The sequence below is a fragment of the Nocardioides daeguensis genome, assembly GCF_019192965.1.
GTDB classification, from domain to species: Bacteria; Actinomycetota; Actinomycetes; order Propionibacteriales; family Nocardioidaceae; genus Nocardioides; species Nocardioides daeguensis.
Genome location: NZ_JAHTKU010000008.1, coordinates 41,270 through 63,092 on the forward strand (window position 1 = coordinate 41,270; position 21,823 = coordinate 63,092).

Genomic DNA, 21,823 nt, shown 5'->3' on the forward strand with positions numbered 1-21,823 from the left:
GCATCGTAGTACGCATGACGCAGTACGGAACCACCCATCTGGTGCCCCTGGCGGTGTTCGCCGTCGGCCTCGTGGGAGCCGTGCTGCTGGGGCGTCGGCACGCGTCGTACGACGGCCCGACCAGGTTCAGCCGGGCCTGGGCCCTGCTCATCCCGCTCGTGACGGTGCCGTTCCAACTGGTCGACCTGTTCACGAACTTCGACATCGGGGTCACGCTCCCCCTGCACCTGTGCGACCTGGCGTGGGTCGCGGCGACCTGGGCGCTGTGGACGCACCGGCCGTACCCGGTGGCGCTGACCTACTTCTGGGGCCTGACCCTGACCGTGCAGGGCATCATCACGCCGTCGCTGCACGAGGACTTCCCGCAGCCGCGGTACTTCGCGTTCTGGGCGCTGCACCTGCTGATCGTGTGGTCGGCGCTCTACCTGGTGGTCGGGCTGCGCAGGGCGCCGCGGTGGCGCGACTACCGCGCAGCCGTGGTGACGACCCTGGTGTGGGCGGTGACGGCGTACGCGTTCAACCTGGTCGCCGACACCAACTACGGCTACCTGGTCCGCAAGCCGGGTACGTCGATCCTCGACCTCCTCGGCCCGTGGCCGTGGTACGTCGCCGAGGAGATCGGGATCGTCGTCACGGTGTGGGCGCTGCTCACCGTCGGTGCGCAGCGCCTCGCCCGTCGTACTGCTCCGGGGTGAGTCAGGCGCCCATCGCGTGGAAGCCGCCGTCCACGTGGACGATCTCGCCGGTGGTCGCCGGGAACAGGTCCGAGAGCAGCGCGCAGACTGCCTTCGCGGTCGGCTCCTGGTCGGTGTTGTCCCAGCCGAGCGGCGACTTCGTGGTCCACATCGACTCGAGGTCCTCGAAGCCGGGGATGGCCTTGGCCGCGAGGGTGCGCAGCGGACCGGCGGAGACCAGGTTGACCCGGATGCCGTCGCCGCCGAGGTCCCGGGCCAGGTAGCGGGCGCAGGACTCGAGACCCGCCTTCGCCACGCCCATCCAGTCGTAGACCGGCCACGCGACGCTGGCGTCGAAGGTGAGACCGACGACGGAGCCGCCCTCGCTCATCAGCGGGCGGCAGGCGACGGCGAGCGACTTGAGGGAGTACGCCGAGACCTGGACGGCCTGGGCGACGTCCTCCCACGGGCCGTCGAGGAACTTGCCGCCGAGCAGCGTCTCGGGGTTGCCGTAGGCGATCGAGTGCACGACGCCGTCGAGCCTCGCGTCCGCGCCGAGCGCCTCACGCACGGCGTCGGGGAGCGCAGCCAGGTGCTCGGCGTCGGTGACGTCGAGCTCGATGACGGCAGGCAGCTCGGGCAGCCGCTTCACGATGCGGCGGGTGATCCGCAGCGCCTGGCCGAAGTTGGAGACGAGGACGGTCGCGCCCTGCTCCTGCGCGAACTTCGCGACCGCGAAGCCGATCGAGGTGTCGAGGGTGACGCCCGCGACGAGGATGTTCTTGCCAGCGAGGATTCCGCTCATCTTCAGTGCCCCATTCCCAGTCCGCCGTCCACGGGGATCACCGCGCCGGTCACGTATGCCGCCTCGGGGCTGGCGAGGAACAGCACCGCCCCGGCGACCTCGGTCGGGTCGGCGTACCGGCCCAGCGGGACCTGGCTGCGGATCCCTTCCTTCTGCTCGTCGCTCAGCACCGCGGTCATGTCGGTGTCGACGTACCCGGGCGCCACGACGTTCGCCGTGATCGAGCGGGGCCCGAGCTCGCGTGCCAGCGAGCGCGCCATGCCGACCAGGCCGGCCTTGGAGGCGGCGTAGTTGACCTGGCCCGGCGAGCCGAGCAGGCCCACCACGCTGGAGATGAAGATGATGCGGCCCTTCTTCTGACGCAGCATGCCCTTGGCGGCGCGCTTGGCCAGGCGGAAGGACGCCGTCAGGTTGGTGTCGATGACCGAGGACCAGTCCTCCTCGGACATGCGCAGCACCAGGGTGTCCTTGGTGATGCCGGCGTTGGCGACGAGCACCTCGACCGGGCCGTGCGCCTCCTCGGCGGCGGCGAACGCGGCCTCGACGGCAGCCGGGTCGGTGATGTCGGCCTTGAGCTCGAGCGCGCCCTCGGGAGCGCCTCCGCTCCGGGTGGTGACGGCGACCTTGTCGCCCGCGGCGATGAAGGCCTCGGCGATCGCGCGGCCGATGCCGCGGTTGCCTCCGGTGACGAGGACGGAACGTGGTTGGCTCACGCTCTGTGACGCTAGTGGTGCGGGCCCGCCGCCCTCACGGGCGGCGGGCACCAAGTTCCGAGCGGTCCCTTGTAGGGGTCCTACAAGGTCACTCGTCGTCCTCCAGGCGGAAGCCGATCTTCATCGTGACCTGGAAGTGCTCGACGGCGCCGTCCTTGATCTGGCCGCGCACCTGGGTGACCTCGAACCAGTCGAGGTGGCGCAGGGTCTGGCTGGCGCGCTCGACGCCGTTGCGGACGGCCTGGTCGATGCCGTCGGGCGACGTGCCGACGATCTCGCTGACGCGGTAGGTGCGGTTCGACATGCCAGCAGCGTACCCACGCGCGGACCGGCGTAGGCTGAGGGCATGGACGCCATCCGCATCACCACGGCCGGCTCCAGCCCCAGCGACGACCTCGCCCGTCGACAGCGGAAGTACGTCGTGGCGATGACGATCCGCACCCTGTGCTTCGTCGGCGCGGCGATCAGCGGCGCGGCGGGGCTCCACTGGCTGTGGCCGTTCCTGATCGTGGGGGCCATCGTCCTGCCGTACGTCGCGGTCGTGATGGCGAACGCCGAGGACAGCCGCAGCACCGCGCTGCCCCTCACCGGCGGTGGCGACGCACAGCGCCAGCTCGGCGCCGCCCGGCCCGAGCAGTTCGGTCCGGCCGACCCGTCGTCCCCCTCCGAGCAGGCCGGGCATGGAGCCTGACGTCTGCTCGGCCAAGGGCTGTCGCGAGCCGGCCCGCTGGCAGCTGCTCTGGAACAACCCCAAGCTGCACACCCCCGACCGCCGCAAGACCTGGCTGGCCTGCGCCGACCACCGGGAGTCGCTCGAGGCCTTCCTCGGCGCCCGCGGGTTCTTGAAGGACACCGTCCCCCACCGTTGAATCGTCACGGACTTCGGTCGAGTCGTCACCTTCTCTCGTTGAGTCGTCACTAACTGCCGTCGAGTCGTCACTTTGGTTTCCGCCGGTGCCCGTCGTCGTCCACAGGTACGACGTCAACCGAGCCCCTCCACAGGGTCGGCGACCGCCCCACCATCCGTCGGCAACAGCGGCGATCCTCGTCGGCCATGGACATCGACGACTTCCCGAGGGCCGCGTTCCACGTGCGGGACGCGGCAGAGCACGGCCTCACCGGAACCCAGATCTGGAGAGCTGCCGCGGCGGGCCTGCTGATCCGGGTCGGGAGCGGCACCTACCGGCGCTTCGACACGCCCGACTCCGTCGCACTCCGCATCCTGGCCATCCGCTGCTCGGTCGCGGCGAACCAGATCCTGGTCGATCGAACCGCGGCCTGGGTGCACGGGGTCGACGTCCACACGTTCGGCGAGCGAGACGTGCTCCCCGACATCGAGACCTGCTCGCTGCGTGGTCACCGAGCGACCCGGCGGCCGGAGCTCGCCAGCCGAGAGCGCGACCTGAAGGCGAGCGACATCGTCGAGATCGAGGGCATCCGGGTGACGTCACCGCTGCGAACAGCCCTGGACCTCGGCTGCCACCTGCGCCGACGCGAAGCGTTCGCGGCCATGTGCATGCTCGCTCGGCTCCACGGACTCAGCGGTGCAGACTTGGTCCGTGAACTGCCGCACTTCCGCCGCCGGCGTGGGGTCGTCCAGTGCCGGCAACTGGCGCCACTCCTCGAACCCCGGGTGGAGTCGCACCGCGAGGCTTGGGTACTGCTGGAGATCCTGGACGAGGGCCTCCCTGCGCCCGAGCCACAGTGGTGGATCGAGATCAATGGAGTGCCGACGTACCGCCTCGACCTCGCCTACCCGTCGGCGCGGGTCTGCGTGGAGTACGACGGCGAGGAGTTCCACGACCTGATCGACGAGCAGCGGGAGCTCGATGAGGAGCGTCGCCAGTGGCTACGCGACAACGGCTGGACGGTCATCGTCGTCAAGCGCGGGGACTTCACCGGCGGGGCTCGGAACCGGTGGCTCCGTGCGCTGCAGGCCGCCCTCGCGCCGACATACTCCAACCGGCGGTGGACGAAGTGGTGACTCGACGGAAGAAGATGACCACTCAACCGAAGAAAGTGACGACTCAACCGAAGAAGGTGACGACTCAACCACCGATGGCCGACATGGGGCGGTCGGGCTGGAGGAAGGTGGGGTCGTCGATGCCGTGGCCGGGGAGCTTGCCCCACATGGCGATCCGCCAGCGCTCGGCGAGCTCCTCGTCGCTCGCGCCGGCGCGCATCGCGGTGCGCAGGTCGGACTCGGAGCGGGCGAACAGGCAGTTGCGGACCTGGCCGTCGGCGGTGAGCCGGACCCGGTCGCAGTCGCCGCAGAACGGGCGGGTGACCGAGGCGATGACGCCGACCGTGGCGGGTCCGCCGCCGACCCGGAAGAGCTCGGCCGGGGCGCTCCCCCGCGGCTCGGAGGCCGGCTCGAGCTGGAACGCGGCGGACAGCGAGGCGAGGATCTCGTCGGCGGTGACCATCGACGAGCGGTCCCAGCCGTGCTGGGCGTCGAGCGGCATCTGCTCGATGAAGCGCAGCTGGTAGCCGCGCTCGAGGCACCAGGCGAGGAGCTCGGGCGCCTCGTCGTCGTTGACACCACGCAGCAGCACGGCGTTGACCTTCACCGGGCCGAGGCCGGCGGCCTCGGCGGCGGCCAGACCCTCGACGACGTCGGTGAACCGGTCGCGCCGGGTGATCTGGTGGAAGACGTCGCTGCGGATCGTGTCGAGGCTGACGTTGGCCCGGTCGAGACCGGCCTCGGCCAGCGCGGGGGCGGTCTTCGCGAGGCCGAGGGCGTTGGTCGTGATCGACATCTCCACGTCGGCGTCGAGGGCACGCACCCGGCGCACGATGTCGACCAGGCCGCGGCGCACGAGCGGCTCGCCGCCGGTGAACCGCACCTCCGTGACGCCGAGCTGCTGGACCGCGATCCCGATCAGCCGGACGACCTCGTCGTCGGTGAGCTGCTCCTCGCCCGGCATCCAGTCGAGGCCCTCGGGCGGCATGCAGTAGGTGCAGCGCAGGTTGCAGCGGTCGGTCAGCGACACCCGCAGGTCCGTCGCGGTCCGTCCGTGCTGGTCGATGAGAGGCTGCACACACCGAGTCTAGGTGGTGACCCGGTTGGCTGCCGGCTGGTGCTCGGTGGCGAACGGGCCGTGGCTACCGTTGTCCCGTGCGTTCCTGGCTGTCCTCGTGGCGATTCCTGCTCAGTCGCCGCTGGGTGCTGTTCTTCCTGGCCATCATTCTCGTCGGCTGGGCCACCTGGTGGCTCGGCGAGTGGCAGTTCGGTCGCCTCGACGACCGCAAGGAGCGCAATGCCATCGTCCGGGCCAACGAGGACCGCTCGCCCACCGACGTCGCGGAGGTCCTCGCGCCGGGTCGCGACGTCGCCGAGGCCGACGAGTGGCGCCTGGTCACCGCGACCGGTGAGTACGACCGCGACGACACGGTCGTGGTCCGCTACCGCACCCGCAACGGCTACCCGGGCGTCGAGGTCGTCGTCCCGCTGGTCACGGCGGAAGGTACGACGCTCCTGGTCGACCGCGGCTGGTTCGGCACCGACGACCCCCTGATCAAGGGCACCGACCTTCCGGCACCCCCGCCGGGGCAGGTGCGGGTCACCGGCTGGGTCCGCGCCGACGGCACCGGACGGAGCACGGAGGTCGACGACCACTCGACCCGGTCGATCGCCAGCGGCCCGATCGGGCGGGCCATCGGCCGCGAGGTCTATACGGGATTCGTCGCGCTCAAGGCCGAGGACCCGAAGCCGAACAAGGAGCTCGCCGCCGTCGAGCTGCCCGAGCTCGGCGAGGGGCCGCACTTCTTCTACGGTCTGCAGTGGTGGTTCTTCGGCGTGCTCGCGATCGGCGGCTTCGGCTACCTGGCCTGGGACGAGCGCAGGCTCGGCCCGCGCGGCCAGCGGGTCGGCACGAAGCGCCGCTCCGGGGGCCCGTTCTCCCGCCGCCCGAGCGGCACTCAGAGCGTGCGCAGCGCTCCGCCGTCGACGGGGAGCATCACCCCGGACACGTACGACGCCGCCGGCGACAGCACGAACGCGGCGACCCGGCCGAACTCCTCCGGCAAGCCGTAGCGCCGCAGCGGGATGTGCTGCGACGCGGCCGCCCGCGCCGCAGCGGCGTCCCCGTGGGCCGCGTCCAGCGCGGCCACCCGCTCGGTGGCCAGTCGCCCCGGCAGCAGGCCGTTGACCCGGATCCCGCGCGGCCCCAGCTCGTCGGCGAGGGTCTTGGCGGCCATGGCGAGGCCGGGGCGCAGCCCGTTGGAGATCGCGAGGTCGAGGATCGGCTGGCGCACGGTGCTGGAGAGCACGAACGCGATCGAGCCGCCCTCGCCGAGCGCGGCGCCGACCTCCCGGGCCAGCCGGAGCGCGCCGAGGAACACCGAGCCGAACGCGGTGGTCCACTGCTCGTCGGTCATCTCGGTGACCAGGCCGGCCGGGGGTCCGCCGACACTGATGAGCACGCCGTCGACCCGGCCCCAGGCGTCGTGGGCGGCGGCGAGGAGCGCGGCCGGCGTACCGGGGTCGGCGAGGTCGGCCACCACGCCACGGGCGTGCTCCGGGCCCCCGAGAGCGGCGGCGGTCTCCTCGACCGACTTCGCGTGGCGGCCGGAGACGACCACCCGGGCGCCGTCGGCGACCAGCGCCTCGGCGGTTGCCCGGCCCAGGCCGCGGGTGGCGCCGCTGAGCAGGTAGACGCGGTCGGTGAGCTGCAGGTCCATTCAGGAGTTCTCCATCGTCTCGGTCTGCTCGGCCGGCTCCTCGCCGACCCGGGTCACCGGTACGACGTCCGCCGCTCCCTTGCGCGCGGCGTCGGCCGTGTGGTCGTCGGGCTGCCGTTGGCTCTCGCGCTCGGCCTCGATCCGCTTGAGGTAGTGCTGGAGCTCGCGGGTGTGCTGGTCGGAGTCCCAGCGCAGGTGGCCGCGGACCAGGTCGGCGACGTACGGCGCGGCCGCGGCGCCCCGGTCGAAGGTCTCCACGGACACCCGCAGCCGGCGGGTCAGGATGTCGTCGAGGTGCCGGGCGCCCTCGTGGGTGACGGCGTAGACCGCCTCGGCCATCAGGTAGTCCTCGGCGCCTGGGAGTGGCTCGCGCAGATCGGGCTCGGCGGCGATCAGGTCCAGGACCTCCAGCACAAGGGAGCCGTAGCGCTCCAGCAGGTGCTCGACCCGGTTGATGGCCAGCCCCGACTGGGTGGCGAGCGCCCGGCGCTGGTTCCACAGTGCCTGGTAGCCGTCGGCGCCGACGAGCGGGACCGTCTCGGTGACGCACTCCCCCACCTTTCGGCCCAGCACGGTCTCCAGGCCGTGCACGGCCTCGTCGACGGCGTCGGCGGCCATCACCCGGTAGGTGGTGTACTTGCCGCCCGCCACGACCACGAGCCCCGGCACGCTGTGCGCGACCGCGTGCTCGCGGGACAGCTTGGACGTCGCCTCGGACTCCCCGGCCAGCAGCGGGCGGAGGCCGGCGTACACCCCTTCGACGTCGTCGCGGGTGAGCGGCACCTCGAGCACCCGGTTGACGTGCTCGAGCAGGTAGTCGATGTCGCTGCTGCTGGCCGCCGGGTGGTCCTTGGACAGCTCCCAGTCGGTGTCGGTGGTGCCGATGATCCAGTGCCGCTTCCACGGGATCACGAAGAGCACCGAATTCTCGGTGCGCAGGATCAGGCCGGTCTCGCCGCGGATCCGGTCCCGGGGTACGACGAGGTGGATGCCCTTGCTCGCGCGGACCTTGAACTGCCCCCGCTCGCGTGCCATCGCCTGGGTCTCGTCGGTCCACACCCCGGTCGCGTTGATGACCTGGGAGGCCCGGATCTCGAACCGGTGACCGGTCTCGAGGTCGATCACCTCGGCCCCGACGACCCGCTCGCTCTCCTTGACCAGGCCGATCACGCGGGTGCGGGAGGCGACCGCGGCGCCGTAGGTGGCGGCGGTGCGGGCCAGGAACATGGTGTGCCGGGCGTCGTCGACCTGCGCGTCGTAGTAGCGGATGGCGCCGACCAGGGCGTCCTTGCGCAGCGACGGGAACGCCTTGCGGGCGCCGCGGCGGGTCAGGTGCTGGTGGACCGGCATCCCCTCGCCGTAGCCACTGGCCTTGGACATGGCGTCGTACAGCGCGACACCGGCCCCGGCGTACCAGCGCTCCCAGCCGAGGCCGGTCAGCGGGTAGAGGAACGGCACGGGGCGCACGAGGTGCGGAGCCAGGCGCTGCATGAGCAGACCGCGCTCCTTGAGCGCCTCGGCGACGAGGCGGAAGTCGAGCATCTCCAGGTACCGCAGGCCCCCGTGGACCAGCTTGGAGCTGCGGCTCGACGTACCGGAGGCGAAGTCGCGGGCCTCGACGAGGCCGACGGACAGGCCACGGGTCGCGGCGTCGAGGGCGGCCCCGGAGCCGACGACGCCGCCACCGATGACGAGCACGTCGAGCTGCTGGGTCGCGAGCCGCTTGAGGGCAGCGCTGCGGGCGCGGGGCGAGAGGGCCGCGGGACTCACCGCTCCGCCACCTCCACCCAGCCGAGGGTGCGCTGTACGGCCTTGTGCCACTGGGCGTAGCCCGCCGCCCGGCGCTCCTCGTCCCACTGCGGTTCCCAGCGGGTGTCCTCGCGCCAGTTCTGCCGCAGCTCGTCGGTGTCGTGCCAGTAGCCGACGGACAGGCCGGCGGCGTATGCAGCGCCGAGGGCCGTCGTCTCGGGGACCACCGGCCGGGACACCGGTACGCCGAGCACGTCGGCCTGGATCTGCATGCAGAGGCCGTTGAGGGTGACTCCGCCGTCGACCTTGAGCACCTCGAGCGCGACTCCGGAGTCGGCTGCCATCGCCTCGATCACGTCACGCGACTGGTAGCAGATCGCCTCCAGCGTCGCCCGCGCGACGTGGGCGTTGGTGTTGTAGCGCGACAGGCCCACGATCGCGCCCCGCGCGTCCGAGCGCCAGTGCGGAGCGAACAGGCCGGAGAACGCGGGCACGAAGTACACGCCGCCGTTGTCGTCGACCTGGCGGGCCAGGGCCTCCGACTCCGCGGCCCCGCTGATGATCCCGAGCTGGTCGCGCAGCCACTGCACGGCCGACCCGGTGACCGCGATGGAGCCTTCGAGCGCGTAGACGCACGGCTGGTCGCCAAGCTGGTAGGCGGGCGTGGTCAGCAGACCGGACGTCGAGCGGACGATCTCGGTTCCGGTGTTGAGCAGCATGAAGTTGCCGGTGCCGTAGGTGTTCTTGGCCTCGCCGGGCGCGAAGCAGACCTGCCCGACGGTTGCGGCCTGCTGGTCGCCGAGGATGCCGGTGATCGGGACCTCGCCGCCGAACGGGCCGTTGGCTCGGGTGAGGCCGTACGGCGTGGTGGCCGACGACTCGCGGATCTGCGGCAGCATCGCGCGCGGGACGCCGAAGAAGCCGAGCAGCTCGTCGTCCCAGTCGAGGGTCTCGAGGTCCATCAGCATGGTGCGACTGGCGTTGGTCACGTCGGTGACGTGTACGCCGCCGTCCGGGCCGCCGGTGAGGTTCCACAGCACCCAGGTGTCCGGCGTGCCGAACAGGGCGTCGCCTCGTTCGGCGGCCTCGCGCGCACCGGGCACGTTCTCCAGGATCCACTGCAGCTTCCCGCCGGAGAAGTACGTCGCCGGCGGCAACCCGGCGCGGTGCCGGATCACGTCGCCGCGCCCGTCCCGCTCGAGAGCGGCGGCGATCGCGTCGGTGCGGGTGTCCTGCCAGACGATCGCGCTGGACAGCGGCCGGCCGGTGCGCCGGTCCCACACGATCGTGGTCTCCCGCTGGTTGGTGATGCCGACGGCGGCGAGGTCATGTGCCCCCAGCCGCGCCTTGGCCAGCGCGGTCTGCACGACCGCGGAGGTCCGCTCCCAGATCTCGATCGGGTTGTGCTCGACCCAGCCGGCCCGCGGCAGGATCTGGGTGTGCTCGAGCTGGTGCCGCACCACCTCCGAGCCGCTGTGGTCGAACACCATGAACCGCGTGCTCGTCGTACCCTGGTCGATCGCCCCCACGAACCGTGCCTGCGCCATGGCCGAAGCCTACGGAACCGGCGGGCAGGCTCAGGGACATACCGGATGCGGGACGGGGTGATGCTCTGTCAGGGTGGGGACATGACGACCGCCGTGGCAGCCAGGGCCATCGACCTCTACAAGATCTACGGATCCGGCGACTCGGAGGTCCGCGCCCTGGACGGGGTGACCCTCGACATCGGCGCCGGCGAGTTCACCGCCATCATGGGGCCCTCGGGCTCGGGCAAGTCGACGCTCATGCACTGCCTCGCCGCCCTCGACACCCCGACCTCCGGGGACGTGCAGATCGGCGAGACCCGGCTCTCGCGACTGCGCGACAAGGCGCTCACGACGCTGCGCCGCGAGCAGGTCGGGTTCGTCTTCCAGGCCTTCAACCTGGTGCCGACGCTCAGCGCGCGCGAGAACATCCTGCTGCCGCTCAGCCTCGCCGGCAGCAAGCCGGACCAGGCATGGTTCGACACGGTGGTCGACAGCGTCGGCCTGCGCGACCGCCTCGGCCACCGTCCCTCCCAGATGTCCGGTGGGCAACAGCAGCGCGTCGCGTGTGCGCGGGCGCTGGTCAGCAAGCCCTCGATCGTGTTCGCCGACGAGCCGACGGGCAACCTCGACAGCACCTCGAGCGCGGAGGTGCTGGCCTTCCTGCGCCGCAGCGTCGACGAGTTCGGCCAGACGATCGTCATGGTCACCCACGACGCCGTCGCCGCGTCGTACTGCGACCGGGTGGTGTTCCTGGCCGACGGCCGGGTCGTCGACGAGATCCGCGACCCCGACCGCGACCAGATCCTGGCGCACATGACGGCCCTGCAGACGGCGGCCGCGGCCCCGCGCGAGGAGAGGACGGCCTGACGTGCTGCGCCTGGTCCTGCGCAACCTACTGGCCCGCAAGGTACGGCTCGTCATGAGCGGGCTGTCGGTGATCCTCGGCGTGGCCTTCCTCTCGGGGGTGCTGGTCTTCAGCAACGGCCTGTCGACCACGTTCGACGGGATCATCCACGGCTCGACGCCCGACGGCGTCGTGCGCACGGTCAACTCCGACTCGTTCGACGCGGGCTACTCGGGGCAGTCCGACCGCGCCCTGAGCCCGGCCGACCTCGACCGCCTCCGCCAGCTCCCCGAGGTGGCCCGCGCCGACGGCGACGTGGCCGGGATCGGGATGAGCCTGCTCGCCAGCGACGGGACCCTGATCGGCGGCACGGGCGCGCCCACCCTGGCGTTCAACCACACCGACAGCCCGAACATGGACGGCGAGCGGACACTGGTGCTGAAGTCCGGCGCCTGGCCCGAGCGCCCCGGCGAGGTCGTGCTCGACGAGGCCGCGGCCGAGGCCGGCGACTACGGCCTCGGCGACGACGTCAAGCTGCTCGCGCCGTTCGGCACGGTCGAGCGCACGGCGAAGCTGGTCGGCACCGCCGAGTTCAACGGGGGCGGTACGGCGGGCGCGACGCTGCTGATCTTCACCACCCAGGAGGCGCAGCAGCTCTTCCTGGGCGGCAAGGACGCCTACAACCAGATCAGCCTGACCGCAGCCGACGGGGTGACCCAGCGGCAGCTGGCCGACGCGGCCGCAGCCGTGCTCCCCGACGGGTTCGAGGCCGTCACCGGTGACGAGGTGGCCGCGGAGTCACAGGACGCCGTCGGCGCCTTCCTCGGCATCATCAACACCTTCCTGCTCGTGTTCGCGATCATCGCGGTCATCGTCGGCGGCTTCATCATCGTCAACACCTTCACGATCCTGGTGGCCCAGCGCACCCGTGAGCTCGCCCTGCTGCGTGCCCTCGGCGCCGGGCGCGGTCAGGTCACCCGGTCGGTCCTCGTGGAGGCCCTCGCGCTGGCCCTGGTCGCGACGACCGTCGGGATCGGCCTCGGGCTGCTGCTGGCCCGCGGCCTGGCCGCCATGCTGCGCTCGATCGGTCTCGACATCGCGAGCGCCGCGCTCGACCTGACCACCCGCGCGATCGTGGTCAGCTACGTCGTGGGGATCGGAGTCACGCTGGCTGCGGCCTACCTGCCCGCCCGCCGCGGCGCCCGGGTGGCGCCCGTGGCGGCGATGCGCGCGGACGCCGTGCCCGAGCGGGGGTCGCTGCGCCGTCGTAGCCTCGTCGGCGCGGTGCTCCTGACCGTCGGCGCCGCCTTCGCGGCCGCCGGCCTCCTCGGGGCGCCCGGATCCGACGCCGCCTGGATCGGCGTCGGCGCGGTGATCTGGATCCTGACCGTCGCCGCGATCAGCCCGGTCATCGGCAAACCGGTCCTCGCGCTGTGCCGCTCGGTGTTCGGTGCGCTGTTCGGGACGACCGGACGCCTGGCGGGCGAGAACGCCCTGCGCGACCCGCGCCGCACCGGCGCCACGGCCTCGGCCCTGATGATCGGCCTGGCCCTCGTCTCGACCATCGGCGTCCTGGCCGCCTCGCTCAACGCGTCGGTCGACGACGTCGTGGACGAACAGTTCACGGCGGACCTGCTGGTGCAGAACTCGAACTTCCTGCCGTTCTCGACCGAGATCGGCGACCGGGTGGCCGAGGTGCCGGGGGTCGACGTCGTCAGCCGACAGCAGTGGACCGCCGCGCGGGTCGCCTCCGGCCCGCACCCGGACAAGACCGTGACCGTCGCCGGCAGCGACGCCGAGTACGCCCGGATCTACCACCCCGACGTGGTGTCGGGCCGGGCCACGCCGGCCGGCGCCCAGGCCGTCCTGTTCCGCTCGCTGGCCCGTGACCTCGACCTCGAGGTCGGTGACCGGCTGGACCTGAGCTTCCAGGGCGGCACGACGCTCGACCTCGAGGTCGCCGGCATCGTCGAGTCCTCCGAGACGACCTCCGAGGTCACCGTCCCGCTGGACCAGCTCGCCGCGGCCGGGGTGTTGCGCCAGGACTCGACGCTGAGCATCCTCATCGACCCCGCGGCCGACCCCGAGAAGGTGCGCGACGCCGTCGACGCCACCGCCGCGTCGGCGCCCATCGTGGGCGTCTACGACAAGGAGGGCTTCGCCGACCAGATCCGCGGCCAGGTCAACCAGCTGCTCTACCTGATCTACGGCCTGCTGGCGCTGGCCATCGTGATCGCGGTCATCGGCATCGTCAACACGCTCGGGCTCAGCGTGATCGAGCGGACCCGGGAGATCGGCCTGCTCCGGGCCCTCGGCATGAGCCGCGCCAAGCTGCGCCGCATGGTGACCTTGGAGTCGGTTGCGATCGCGGTCCTCGGCGCGGTGCTCGGCATGGCGCTGGGCCTGCTCATCGGGGTGCTGCTCCAGCGTTCGCTCTCCGACAACCTGACCAGCCTCGGCCTGCCGCTGGGACAGCTGGGCGCGTTCCTGGTCGTGGCGATCGTGGTCGGCGTCCTCGCCGCGGTGCTGCCGGCGATCCGGGCGAGCCGGCTGGACGTGCTCGAGGCGATCGCCAGCGAGTAGCGCTCAGGCGAGCGCGACGAGGTCGGCGTAGTCCGGGCTCCACAGGTCCTCGACGCCGTCGGGCAGGATCAGCACCCGGTCCGGCTCGAGGGCGTGGACGGCGCCCTCGTCGTGGGTCACCAGCACGATCGCGCCCTCGTAGCGGCGGATCGCGTTGAGCACCTCCTCGCGCGAGGCCGGGTCGAGGTTGTTGGTCGGCTCGTCGAGGAGCAGCACGTTGGCGGCCGAGACGACGAGCGAGGCCAGCGCCAGCCGGGTCTTCTCGCCGCCGGACAGGACCCCGGCCGGCTTGTGGACGTCGTCGCCGGAGAACAGGAACGAGCCGAGGACCGAGCGGGCCTCGGTGTCGGTGAGCTGCGGCGCCGAGGACTGCATGTTCTCCAGCACCGTCCGCTGCACGTCGAGCGTCTCGTGCTCCTGGGCGTAGTAGCCGACCTTGAGCCCGTGGCCCGCGACGACCTCGCCGGTGTCGGGCTTGTCGACGCCCGCGAGGATGCGCAGCATCGTCGTCTTGCCGGCGCCGTTGAGGCCGAGGATCACCACGCGGGAGCCCTTGTCGATGGCGAGGTCCACGGCGGTGAAGATCTCGAGGGCGCCGTACGACTTGGACAGGTCGTGGGCGGACAGCGGGGTGCGGCCGCAGGCGGCCGGGGTCGGGAACTTGATCGCTGCGACCTTGTCGGACTGCCGCTCGCCCTCGACACCGTCGAGCAGCTTCTCGGCCCGCTTGAGCATCTGTTGGGCGGCGCTCGCCTTGGTGGCCTTCGCGCGCATCTTGTTGGCCTGGTCGGTGAGCGTCTTGGCCTTGTTCTGGGCGTTCATCAGCTCGCGCTTGCGGCGGGCCTCGTCGGTCTCGCGCTGGGTGAGGTAGTTCTTCCAGCCCATGTTGTAGACGTCGATCACCGATCGGTTGGCGTCGAGGTGGAAGACCTTGTTGACGGTCTCCTCGAGCAGGTCGTTGTCGTGGCTGATCACGATGAAGCCGCCCTTGTAGGACTTCATCCAGTCCCGCAGCCAGGTGATCGAGTCGGCGTCGAGGTGGTTGGTCGGCTCGTCGAGCACCAGCACCTCGGCGCTGGAGAACAGGATCCGGGCCAGCTCGACGCGACGGCGCTGACCACCCGAGAGGGTGCCGAGCGGCTGGTCCATCAGCCGGTCCGGGATGCCCAGGCTCTGGGCGATCTGGAGCGCCTCGCTCTCGGCGGCGTACCCGCCGCCGGCGTCGAGCTCGTCCTGCGCGCGCTGGAACTTGCGGAACGCCTTGTCCCGCTCGTTCGGGTCGTCGGAGGCCATGGCCACCTCGGCGGCCCGCATCCGTCGTACGGCGTCGTCGAGCCCTCGGGCCGACAGGATCCGGTCGCGGACGATCACCTCGGGGTCACCCACGCGCGGGTCCTGCGGCAGGTAGCCGAGCTCACCGCTGTTGGTCACCGAGCCGCCGGCGGGCAGCGCGTCTCCGGCGAGGACCTTGGTGAGGGTGGTCTTGCCGGCGCCGTTGCGGCCGACGAGGCCGACCTTGTCGCCGGGGCCGACGCGGAAGCTGACGTTCTCCATGAGGAGCCGCGCACCGACGCGTACCTCGAGCTGGTGCACTGTGATCATGACGTGCGCCAGTCTCCCACGCCCGTTCGGCACCCCCTAAACGGCAGGCCCGTGCCCTAGGGTGCTGCACGTGGTGCGATTCAATCCGAAGGCCCGCCTCGACCAGTCTCGGGTCCGTGACGCCGGCTCCGGCGGGGGCGGCGGCGGGGGCGGAGGCCTCGGGGGTGGCGGTATGCGCATCCCGATCCCCAGCGGCAAGGGCGGCGTCGGTGGCCTGGTCGGCGTGGTCCTGGTCGTGGTCCTCACCCTGCTGCTCGGCGGCAATCCGTTCAGCGGAGGCGGCGACGGCGGCCTCGGCAACGTCTACTCCCCGTCGCGCCTGAGCGACCAGCAGCAGGGCACCGACCGGTACGCCCACTGCCGGACCGGTGAGGACGCCAACAACAGCCAGGACTGCGCCCGGGTCGCGATCGAGAACTCGCTGACCGACTACTGGGAGTCCGAGCTCGGCGGCAAGTTCCGGCCCGAGCAGGCCATGATCACCTTCTCCGGTTCGGTGGACACCGGCTGCGGCGCCGCCTCCTCGGCGGTCGGGCCGTTCTACTGCCCCAGCGACGAGACGATCTACCTCGACACCACCTTCTTCGACGACGTCCTCGAGGCCCAGCTCGGCGGGCCCGAGGGCAGCTTCGTGGAGTTCTACGTCCTCGCCCACGAGTACGGCCACCACATCTCCGACCTGCTGGGCTACATGGGACAGGTGCGCAGCCAACAGACCGGTCCGCAGAGCGACGGCGTGCGCCTCGAGCTCCAGGCCGACTGCTATGCGGGCATGTGGGCCAAGCATGCGACCACCACCGAGGACGCGTCTGGCGAGAAGCTGATCCTCGACCTGACCCAGGACGACATCAACCAGGCCATCGAGGCGGCCAAGGCGGTCGGCGACGACTACATCCAGAAGCGGGCCGGCGGCCGCGTCGAGCAGGAGGCCTGGACGCACGGTTCGTCCGCGCAGCGCCAGAAGTGGTTCATGATCGGCTACCAGGACGGCACCCTCGAGGCCTGCGACACCTTCGCGGCCGACAAGGTCTGACCCGCGGGCCCGGTGGCGCCTACAGCTCCAGCAGGGACTCCATGTGCCCGAACGTGCGCTGCAGCGTGCGCAGGTGGGGCGCGACAGCCGGGTGGCGGTACTTGCCCGCCAGGGCCCCCTCGCCACCGGCGACCCGGGCGAGTGCCCACTCGGCGCGGTTGAGCGCGGTGTAGACGGCCGTCACCCGGGCGCCCAGGACGACGCTGTCGCGCTCGGCGATGCCGGCGGGCTGGCCGAGCAGGTAGGCGTCGAGGAGCGGCTCGAACTCCTCGCGCGTGGACAGCGAGAGGTAGCCGAGGTCACCCCCGACCGGACCGTGGCCCAGCGTGCCCCAGTCGATGGCGACGGCGTCGTCCGCGTCGCGTCCCGGCAGGTTCGACGCGGTCGGGTCGCCGTGCTGCGGGACCTGGGGCAGGCCGTCGAGCAGGCTGAGCATCCGCTCGCGGTGGGTCCACAGGTGCTCGGCCACGTCGGCGACCGTGGTGCGAGCCAGGGTGGCCCAGCCGCCTCGGCGCTCGACCCGGGCGAGTCGGTCGCGCAGCAGCGTGGTGGCGAGGAATCCCGGGTGGCCGAGCTCGGCTCCGGAGAACCGCCCGAGGGAGAGCGCGAGGAAGAGCCCGCTCGAGGCGGCGTCCTCGACCCAGTCGCGCACGATCGTCACCCCCTCCTCGTCCTCCTCGACCGAGGCACCCGGCGCCCGCAGCCCGGGCGTCTCGCTGGTCAGGCCGGCCAGCAGCACGTCGGCCTCGCGTCGCCAGTAGCCCGCATGGGTCCGCTCGGAGAGCACGGCCGGGTCGCCCGGCGCCGGTGCGCCGAGCCGCTTGACCACCACGGGCCGCCCGCCGAGAGCGGTCCGCCACACGCCCACGGTGGACGTCCCCGTGCCTCCGGGGAGCGCCACCCAGTCGGGCTCGGGCTGCCACATGGTGGGCAAACTAGCCGATGTCGCGCTCGCGGAACCGCCACCACGCCACGGTGAGCAGCGCGGCGGCCACGGCGCTCAAGCCGCCGGCACTCCCCCAGCTCCAGGCGTCGGCCGGCAGCGAGGGCACGTGGGAGTACGGCGACAGCCCGGTCAGCCACCCGGGGAGCTCGAGGAGGTCGCCGAGGAGGCTGAGCGTCAGGAAGGCAGCCGGCCACGCCCACACCAAGGGCGACCAGCGCAGCCCGGCCGAGAGCGACAGCACCGCCAGCGCACCGACGACCCAGGACGCGGGAGCCCAGGCCAGCGCGGCGAGGAGCAGGTTGCCGATGCCGGGACCGTCCGCGGCGACGTACCCGATCCACAGTCCGGCTCCCGTCACGACGAGCAGCCACGCGGTCCCGACCAGCGCGAGGACCGCCGACGCCGCGAACCACCGGCTGCGACTGGTCGCCGTGGCGAGGACCAGCTCGGCACGCCCGTCCTCCTCGTCGTGCCCCGCGTGGTTGACGACGGTCACCGCGAAGTAGGTGAGCACCACCGCGACGACGGAGAGGATGGCCGCGACCAGCGCGCCGCCGAGCTCGTCGATGATCGACTGGGCGACCTCGGCGTCCAGCAGGTCCCCGATGCCGGGCGCGATCATGCCGAACACGACGCCCAGGACGCCGGCCGCCACCGACCACAGCAGGAGCGTGACGGTGTGGACCTTGATCGCCAGCGCGAAGGCGTCGGCCAGCCGGGGCGAGCCGGTCCGCGGGCCGGGCCGCGTCGGCACCAGGCCCGAGCCGAGGTCGCGCCGGGAGCGCAGCGCGAAGGCGAGGGCCACGAGGGCCCCGGACACCAGGAGGTAGCAGGGCAGGAGCCACCAGCGCACGTCGCCGTACGCCCGCACCTGGGTGTTCCACCCCAGCGGCGAGACCCAGCTCAGCCACGCGGGGCCCGTGTCGCCGGCAGCGCGCAGCACGAAGAGAACCCCCACCGTCCCGGCCGCGTACGCCGCACAGGTGCGTGCGCTGGCCGAGAGCTGGGCCGTCACGGCGGCGATCCCCGCAGCCACCAGCGCGGTGCCGGCCCAGAGCGCGCCGAAGGCCAGCGAGCCGGCCCCGTCGAGCCCGGAGACGGTGTTGCCGAGGGCAGTGAGCACACCCAGCACCAGCGCCAGGAGGACCGCCTCGAGCAGGGTCGCGAACAGGGGCGCGTGCCGGCCGACGGCGGTGCCCCCGACGAGCTCGGTGCGGCCGGTCTCCTCCTCGACCCGGGTGTGCCGGCGGACCACCACGATGAACAGGACAGCGACGAAGACCGCGTAGAGCACGGTCATCTTCGTCATCGCCAGCTCGCCCTCGCTGGTGACGTCGAGGATCGGGCCGTAGAGGGCGACGATCGCGGGGCTGGCGTTGATCGCCTCGGCCGCCCGGACCCGGTCCGCCTGGTCGGCGTACAGTCCCGGGGTCGCGGCGGCCGAGGCGATGCTCATCAGCACCAGGACGGCGAGGGCGACCGGCGCCAGCACCCGGTCCTGACGCAGGCCGAGCCGCAGCAGGAGCCGCCAGCCGGTCACCGGCCGGCTCCGACGCGGTCGCGGTAGGCGTCGAGGAAGAGCTCCTCGAGACTCGGCGGGGTGCTGGTGAGGGCGGTGACGCCGGCCGTGGTGAGCGCCGCGAGGACGGCGGGCAGGACCTCGGGGTCGACGGTGCAGCTGACCTGACCGCCGGCGGTCGCGAGGTCGTGCACGCCGGGAATGCTCGCGAGGTCGGGCGCCGTACCGCTGAGGGTGGCCACGATCCGGCTGCGGCTGAGATGCCGCAGGTCGCTGATCCGGCCGGTCTCGACGACCTTGCCCTCGCGGATGATGGTCACCCGGTCGGCGAGGCGGTCCACCTCGCTGAGGATGTGACTGGAGAGCAGCACGGTCGCGCCGCGCGCCGTGGCCTGGGCGACGCACTCGTTGAAGACCTGCTCCATGAGCGGGTCGAGGCCGGAGGTGGGCTCGTCCAGGATGAGCAGGTCGGGGTCGGTCGAGAAGGCCGCGACGAGCGCGACCTTCTGCCGGTTGCCCTTGGAGTACGCGCGGCCGCGCTTGGTCGGGTCCAGCGAGAACCGCTCGATCAGCTCCTCGCGCCGCGAGGTCACCGGGTCCGCGCCCCGCATCCGGATGAGCAGGTCGACGATCTCGCCGCCGCTGAGGTTGGGCCACAGACTGACGTCCCCGGGGACGTAGGCGAGGCGCCGGTGCAGCGCCGCCGCGTCGCGCCACGGGTCGCCACCGAGGATCCGGACGTCGCCGGCGTCCCTGCGCAGCAGCCCGAGGAGCACCCGGATGGTGGTCGACTTGCCGGCGCCGTTGGGCCCGAGGAACCCGTGCACCTCCCCGGCCTCGACCACCAGGTCGAGCCCGTCGAGGGCGCGGAACGTGCCGAAGCTCTTCACGAGGCCGTGTGCCTCGATGAGGGGACTCGTCATGCCTCCATCATGCACCTGTTTCAGGAATTACTGAATATTGGATACGATCGGGGGATGGCGACGGCGACCACCCGCGACTCCTTCGTGGAGCGGATGGGCGGTGCGCTGACCAGCGCCGGGCTTGCCCGGCTCCCCTCGCGCGTCTTCGCCGCCCTCCTGGTCGACGACGACGGCCGGATGACCGCGGCCGAGATCGCCAGCGGCCTGGGCGTCAGCCCGGCCGGGGTCTCCGGCGCCGTGCGCTACCTCGACGGCATCGGGATGATCCGCCGCGAGCGGGAACGAGGCTCGCGGCGCGACGTGTTCGTGGTCGAGGACGACGCCTGGCACGGCATGATCGCCCGGGTCGACCAGGTCTACGCACCCCTGATCGCCGCGCTCGACCGCGGTCTGGCCGACCTTCCGCCCGCAGACCCGGCGCACCACCGGCTGCGCCTGGCCCGTGAGTTCCTCGCGTTCGTGCTCACCGAGATGTCCGACCTCGACCGACGCTGGGCCGCACGACGAGCCGAGCTCGGCCTCGACGACTGATTCCTCACCGACCCCTCGGCGGCCCCGGGGGCGTCGTACTGGAGGATCGGCGCATGCAGATCGCGACCGACGACCCCCGCCGGCCCGACGTGCTGGGCCTGCTCGAGGAGCACCTGGCCGACATGTACGCCACCTCGCCCGCCGAGAGCGTGCACGCCCTCGACCCCGACGCCCTCGCCGCGCCGTCGGTCACCTTCTGGACCGCGCGCGAGGACGGGGTGCTGCTGGGCTGCGTGGCGCTCAAGCGGCTCTCCGATGAGCACGTGGAGCTCAAGTCGATGCGTACCGCGACCGCCGCCCGCCGGCGCGGTGTCGCCGGACTGCTCCTCGACCACGTGCTGACCCAGGCCCGGGACGGCGGGCACACCCGGATCAGCCTCGAGACCGGGACCGAGGACTACTTCGCGCCGGCGCGCGCCCTCTACCGCACCCGCGGGTTCCGCGAGTGCGGCCCGTTCGAGGGCTACACCCTCGACCCGAACAGCGTCTTCCTCACCCTCGACCTGTGACCGGGCCCGCGTTCTCGACGCTCACGACCAGCGCCTGGGCGTCGAGAACGGCCCGGTCGAGCACCGCCCGCCTCGGATCCGGTACGGCGAGCCAGGGCCCCACCACCGCGAGGGACCGCAGCCGGGGGTCGGCCAGCACCTCGTCCACGGCGCCGTGGTCACCGCCGGTCACGACCAGAGTGGCACCGGCCAGCACCGCCGCGGCGTGGTCCGCGGCCGCCTCGTAGGCGACCCGGGCCTGGTTGGCCCGCCGCCGGGCGAAGCGCTGCTGCGACTGGCCGCCCGCCTTGGTCCGGCCCTGCACGTGGCGCTGACCGACCTTGCTGGCCACGACCGTGCCGCTGTGGACCCGGGCCAGGGCGAACCCGCCCTTGCGGACGAGCAGCACGCCCCAGGCGACGGGCGGCACGGCGTGCTCGGCGAAGGCGCCCGGCGGGCCGTCGTACGGGACGGAGAAGGGCAGCCGGGCGGTGAACCACGACCCGTCCGGCGCCGTACCGGCCAACGCCCCCTGGTCGACGCGCAGCTCCGGCTCGCCGTGCGAGGCGGCGAAGTTCGCCAGCCACCGCGACCAGCGGGCAGGGGGGACGAGGACCTCGGACACAGCGCGACACTACCGGCGAGAACGTGTTCTACTTCACCCCATGGCGAAGTCGACCACGATGCATCCCTGCGACCGGGTGGGGATCGACTACGTCGAGACCGCTCCCCACCGCTTCGCCAACAGCGTCGACCTCGCGGTCACCCCGGACCAGCTGTTCGAGGTGTTCGCCGACGCCGCTGCCTGGCCGCGCTGGGCGAGGGTGATCCGCCACGTCGAGTGGACCTCGCCGCTGCCCCCGGGCGTCGGCAGCACCCGCGTCGTGTCGATGCTCGGCGGCCTGAAGGGCGCCGAGGAGTTCCTGCTCTGGGAGCCCGGCCGCCGGATGGGCTTCCGCTTCAACGCGGCCTCGGAGAAGTCGATCCGCGCGTTCGCCGAGCGCTACGACGTCGAGCCCACCCCGCACGGCTGCCGACTGACCTGGACCCTCGCGCTCGACGTCACCGGACCGGGCTCGTTCTTCATGCCGCTCAGCGGGGTAGTCTGCAACCTGGCGTTCCGCAGGTTCTTGACGAACCTGCGCCGCTACACCGACGAGAGGTTCGCCACCGTCGCGTAGGTTCTGCGCGATCGACCCTGCGC

At 72.1% G+C, this 21,823-nt stretch carries 23 protein-coding genes; 11 read left to right on the forward strand and 12 right to left on the reverse strand.

Features of this window, described 5'->3' with window-relative positions:
- Positions 1–14: 14 nt before the first annotated feature.
- Positions 15–695 carry a YwaF family protein gene (locus KU893_RS06180; RefSeq protein ID WP_218233486.1) on the forward strand — a complete coding sequence of 227 codons (681 nt, stop codon included), beginning with the start codon at positions 15–17 and terminating at the stop codon, positions 693–695.
- Position 696: 1 nt separating this feature from the next.
- On the opposite strand, the gene fabI is transcribed toward KU893_RS06180, so the two are convergent.
- The 3 genes from fabI to KU893_RS06195 all read right to left on the reverse strand — a co-directional run bounded on the left by fabI (position 697) and on the right by KU893_RS06195 (position 2,496).
- A complete protein-coding gene (fabI, locus tag KU893_RS06185) occupies positions 697–1,479 on the reverse strand; it encodes an enoyl-ACP reductase FabI (RefSeq protein WP_218233487.1) in 783 nt (260 codons plus the stop codon).
- A 2-nt stretch (positions 1,480–1,481) separates the two neighbouring features.
- The gene (locus KU893_RS06190; RefSeq protein ID WP_218233488.1) at positions 1,482–2,192 is read right to left on the reverse strand and encodes a beta-ketoacyl-ACP reductase; all 711 of its coding nucleotides are present in this window, start codon (positions 2,190–2,192) and stop codon (positions 1,482–1,484) included.
- 88 nt (positions 2,193–2,280) lie between these two features.
- The gene (locus tag KU893_RS06195; RefSeq protein ID WP_179726210.1) at positions 2,281–2,496 is read right to left on the reverse strand and encodes a dodecin; all 216 of its coding nucleotides are present in this window, start codon (positions 2,494–2,496) and stop codon (positions 2,281–2,283) included.
- 42 nt (positions 2,497–2,538) lie between these two features.
- On the opposite strand from KU893_RS06195, the gene KU893_RS06200 reads away from it, so the two are divergent.
- The 3 genes from KU893_RS06200 (at position 2,539) to KU893_RS06210 (ending at position 4,176) form a co-directional block, all read left to right on the forward strand.
- Complete coding sequence (locus KU893_RS06200; RefSeq protein ID WP_218233489.1) at positions 2,539–2,883, forward strand: DUF3099 domain-containing protein; 345 nt, start codon at positions 2,539–2,541, stop codon at positions 2,881–2,883.
- Positions 2,873–3,061, forward strand: coding sequence for an acetone carboxylase (locus tag KU893_RS06205; protein ID WP_218233490.1), 189 nt, complete (start codon positions 2,873–2,875; stop codon positions 3,059–3,061). The genes KU893_RS06200 and KU893_RS06205 overlap by 11 nt, the downstream gene beginning before the upstream one ends.
- 185 nt (positions 3,062–3,246) lie before the next feature.
- Entirely contained in the window at positions 3,247–4,176 is a 930-nt protein-coding gene (locus KU893_RS06210; RefSeq protein WP_218233491.1) for a type IV toxin-antitoxin system AbiEi family antitoxin, read from the forward strand.
- Between the two features lie 64 nt (positions 4,177–4,240).
- On the opposite strand, the gene moaA is transcribed toward KU893_RS06210, so the two are convergent.
- Positions 4,241–5,233: a GTP 3',8-cyclase MoaA gene (gene moaA, locus KU893_RS06215; RefSeq protein ID WP_218233492.1), complete on the reverse strand. Its 993-nt coding sequence runs from the start codon at positions 5,231–5,233 to the stop codon at positions 4,241–4,243.
- A 77-nt stretch (positions 5,234–5,310) separates the two neighbouring features.
- On the opposite strand from moaA, the gene KU893_RS06220 reads away from it, so the two are divergent.
- Positions 5,311–6,228, forward strand: a complete 918-nt coding sequence (locus KU893_RS06220) for an SURF1 family cytochrome oxidase biogenesis protein (protein ID WP_218233493.1) — start codon at positions 5,311–5,313, stop codon at positions 6,226–6,228.
- On the opposite strand, the gene KU893_RS06225 is transcribed toward KU893_RS06220, so the two are convergent.
- Genes KU893_RS06225 through glpK form a run of 3 tightly spaced genes read right to left on the reverse strand, consistent with a single transcriptional unit; the run spans position 6,114 to position 10,171 of the window.
- Entirely contained in the window at positions 6,114–6,875 is a 762-nt protein-coding gene (locus KU893_RS06225; RefSeq protein WP_218233494.1) for an SDR family oxidoreductase, read from the reverse strand. The two genes, KU893_RS06220 and KU893_RS06225, sit on opposite strands and share 115 nt — an antisense overlap.
- Positions 6,876–8,645: a glycerol-3-phosphate dehydrogenase/oxidase gene (locus KU893_RS06230; protein ID WP_218233495.1), complete on the reverse strand. Its 1,770-nt coding sequence runs from the start codon at positions 8,643–8,645 to the stop codon at positions 6,876–6,878. It lies immediately after the preceding gene.
- Positions 8,642–10,171 carry a glycerol kinase GlpK gene (gene glpK / locus KU893_RS06235; RefSeq protein WP_218233496.1) on the reverse strand — a complete coding sequence of 510 codons (1,530 nt, stop codon included), beginning with the start codon at positions 10,169–10,171 and terminating at the stop codon, positions 8,642–8,644. Before glpK ends, KU893_RS06230 begins: the two co-directional genes overlap by 4 nt.
- An 81-nt stretch (positions 10,172–10,252) precedes the next feature.
- Here glpK and KU893_RS06240 point away from each other — a divergent pair, with 81 nt between their 5' ends.
- Positions 10,253–11,017, forward strand: a complete 765-nt coding sequence (locus KU893_RS06240) for an ABC transporter ATP-binding protein (protein WP_218233497.1) — start codon at positions 10,253–10,255, stop codon at positions 11,015–11,017.
- A gap of 1 nt (position 11,018) precedes the next feature.
- Positions 11,019–13,577, forward strand: coding sequence for an ABC transporter permease (locus tag KU893_RS06245; RefSeq protein ID WP_218233498.1), 2,559 nt, complete (start codon positions 11,019–11,021; stop codon positions 13,575–13,577).
- A gap of 3 nt (positions 13,578–13,580) precedes the next feature.
- Here the strand turns inward: KU893_RS06245 and abc-f are convergent, their stop codons facing one another.
- The gene (gene abc-f / locus KU893_RS06250; protein WP_218233499.1) at positions 13,581–15,179 is read right to left on the reverse strand and encodes a ribosomal protection-like ABC-F family protein; all 1,599 of its coding nucleotides are present in this window, start codon (positions 15,177–15,179) and stop codon (positions 13,581–13,583) included.
- Positions 15,180–15,252: 73 nt separating this feature from the next.
- On the opposite strand from abc-f, the gene ypfJ reads away from it, so the two are divergent.
- The gene (gene ypfJ, locus KU893_RS06255; RefSeq protein ID WP_218233735.1) at positions 15,253–16,212 is read left to right on the forward strand and encodes a KPN_02809 family neutral zinc metallopeptidase; all 960 of its coding nucleotides are present in this window, start codon (positions 15,253–15,255) and stop codon (positions 16,210–16,212) included.
- Positions 16,213–16,231: 19 nt separating this feature from the next.
- On the opposite strand, the gene KU893_RS06260 is transcribed toward ypfJ, so the two are convergent.
- The 3 genes from KU893_RS06260 to KU893_RS06270 are packed head-to-tail and all read right to left on the reverse strand — an operon-like array spanning position 16,232 to position 19,600.
- Positions 16,232–17,137, reverse strand: coding sequence for a phosphotransferase (locus tag KU893_RS06260; protein WP_218233500.1), 906 nt, complete (start codon positions 17,135–17,137; stop codon positions 16,232–16,234).
- A 10-nt stretch (positions 17,138–17,147) separates the two neighbouring features.
- Positions 17,148–18,698 (reverse strand): ABC transporter permease, encoded by a 1,551-nt coding sequence (locus tag KU893_RS06265; RefSeq protein ID WP_218233501.1) that lies wholly within the window; start codon positions 18,696–18,698, stop codon positions 17,148–17,150.
- Positions 18,695–19,600: an ABC transporter ATP-binding protein gene (locus KU893_RS06270; RefSeq protein WP_218233502.1), complete on the reverse strand. Its 906-nt coding sequence runs from the start codon at positions 19,598–19,600 to the stop codon at positions 18,695–18,697. Before KU893_RS06270 ends, KU893_RS06265 begins: the two co-directional genes overlap by 4 nt.
- A 54-nt stretch (positions 19,601–19,654) precedes the next feature.
- Between KU893_RS06270 and KU893_RS06275 the strand changes: the two genes are divergently transcribed.
- A complete protein-coding gene (locus tag KU893_RS06275; protein ID WP_218233503.1) occupies positions 19,655–20,131 on the forward strand; it encodes a GbsR/MarR family transcriptional regulator in 477 nt (158 codons plus the stop codon).
- 53 nt (positions 20,132–20,184) lie between these two features.
- Positions 20,185–20,640 carry a GNAT family N-acetyltransferase gene (locus KU893_RS06280; RefSeq protein ID WP_218233504.1) on the forward strand — a complete coding sequence of 152 codons (456 nt, stop codon included), beginning with the start codon at positions 20,185–20,187 and terminating at the stop codon, positions 20,638–20,640.
- Here the strand turns inward: KU893_RS06280 and KU893_RS06285 are convergent.
- Complete coding sequence (locus KU893_RS06285) at positions 20,624–21,244, reverse strand: acVLRF1 family peptidyl-tRNA hydrolase (RefSeq protein WP_218233505.1); 621 nt, start codon at positions 21,242–21,244, stop codon at positions 20,624–20,626. The genes KU893_RS06280 and KU893_RS06285 overlap by 17 nt on opposite strands.
- A gap of 40 nt (positions 21,245–21,284) precedes the next feature.
- Between KU893_RS06285 and KU893_RS06290 the strand changes: the two genes are divergently transcribed.
- Positions 21,285–21,800, forward strand: coding sequence for an SRPBCC family protein (locus KU893_RS06290; RefSeq protein ID WP_218233506.1), 516 nt, complete (start codon positions 21,285–21,287; stop codon positions 21,798–21,800).
- Positions 21,801–21,823: the final 23 nt, after the last annotated feature.

Coding starts and splice junctions, on each gene's coding strand:
- KU893_RS06280 (WP_218233504.1), top strand. CDS start 20,185: ATGCAGATCGCGACCGACGACCCCCGCCGGCCCGACGTGCTGGGCCTG.
- KU893_RS06270 (WP_218233502.1), bottom strand. CDS start 19,600: ATGACGAGTCCCCTCATCGAGGCACACGGCCTCGTGAAGAGCTTCGGC.
- KU893_RS06205 (WP_218233490.1), top strand. CDS start 2,873: ATGGAGCCTGACGTCTGCTCGGCCAAGGGCTGTCGCGAGCCGGCCCGC.
- fabI (WP_218233487.1), bottom strand. CDS start 1,479: ATGAGCGGAATCCTCGCTGGCAAGAACATCCTCGTCGCGGGCGTCACC.
- KU893_RS06210 (WP_218233491.1), top strand. CDS start 3,247: ATGGACATCGACGACTTCCCGAGGGCCGCGTTCCACGTGCGGGACGCG.
- abc-f (WP_218233499.1), bottom strand. CDS start 15,179: ATGATCACAGTGCACCAGCTCGAGGTACGCGTCGGTGCGCGGCTCCTC.
- KU893_RS06225 (WP_218233494.1), bottom strand. CDS start 6,875: ATGGACCTGCAGCTCACCGACCGCGTCTACCTGCTCAGCGGCGCCACC.
- KU893_RS06260 (WP_218233500.1), bottom strand. CDS start 17,137: ATGTGGCAGCCCGAGCCCGACTGGGTGGCGCTCCCCGGAGGCACGGGG.
- glpK (WP_218233496.1), bottom strand. CDS start 10,171: ATGGCGCAGGCACGGTTCGTGGGGGCGATCGACCAGGGTACGACGAGC.
- KU893_RS06195 (WP_179726210.1), bottom strand. CDS start 2,496: ATGTCGAACCGCACCTACCGCGTCAGCGAGATCGTCGGCACGTCGCCC.
- KU893_RS06290 (WP_218233506.1), top strand. CDS start 21,285: ATGGCGAAGTCGACCACGATGCATCCCTGCGACCGGGTGGGGATCGAC.
- KU893_RS06275 (WP_218233503.1), top strand. CDS start 19,655: ATGGCGACGGCGACCACCCGCGACTCCTTCGTGGAGCGGATGGGCGGT.
- KU893_RS06240 (WP_218233497.1), top strand. CDS start 10,253: ATGACGACCGCCGTGGCAGCCAGGGCCATCGACCTCTACAAGATCTAC.
- KU893_RS06180 (WP_218233486.1), top strand. CDS start 15: ATGACGCAGTACGGAACCACCCATCTGGTGCCCCTGGCGGTGTTCGCC.
- KU893_RS06200 (WP_218233489.1), top strand. CDS start 2,539: ATGGACGCCATCCGCATCACCACGGCCGGCTCCAGCCCCAGCGACGAC.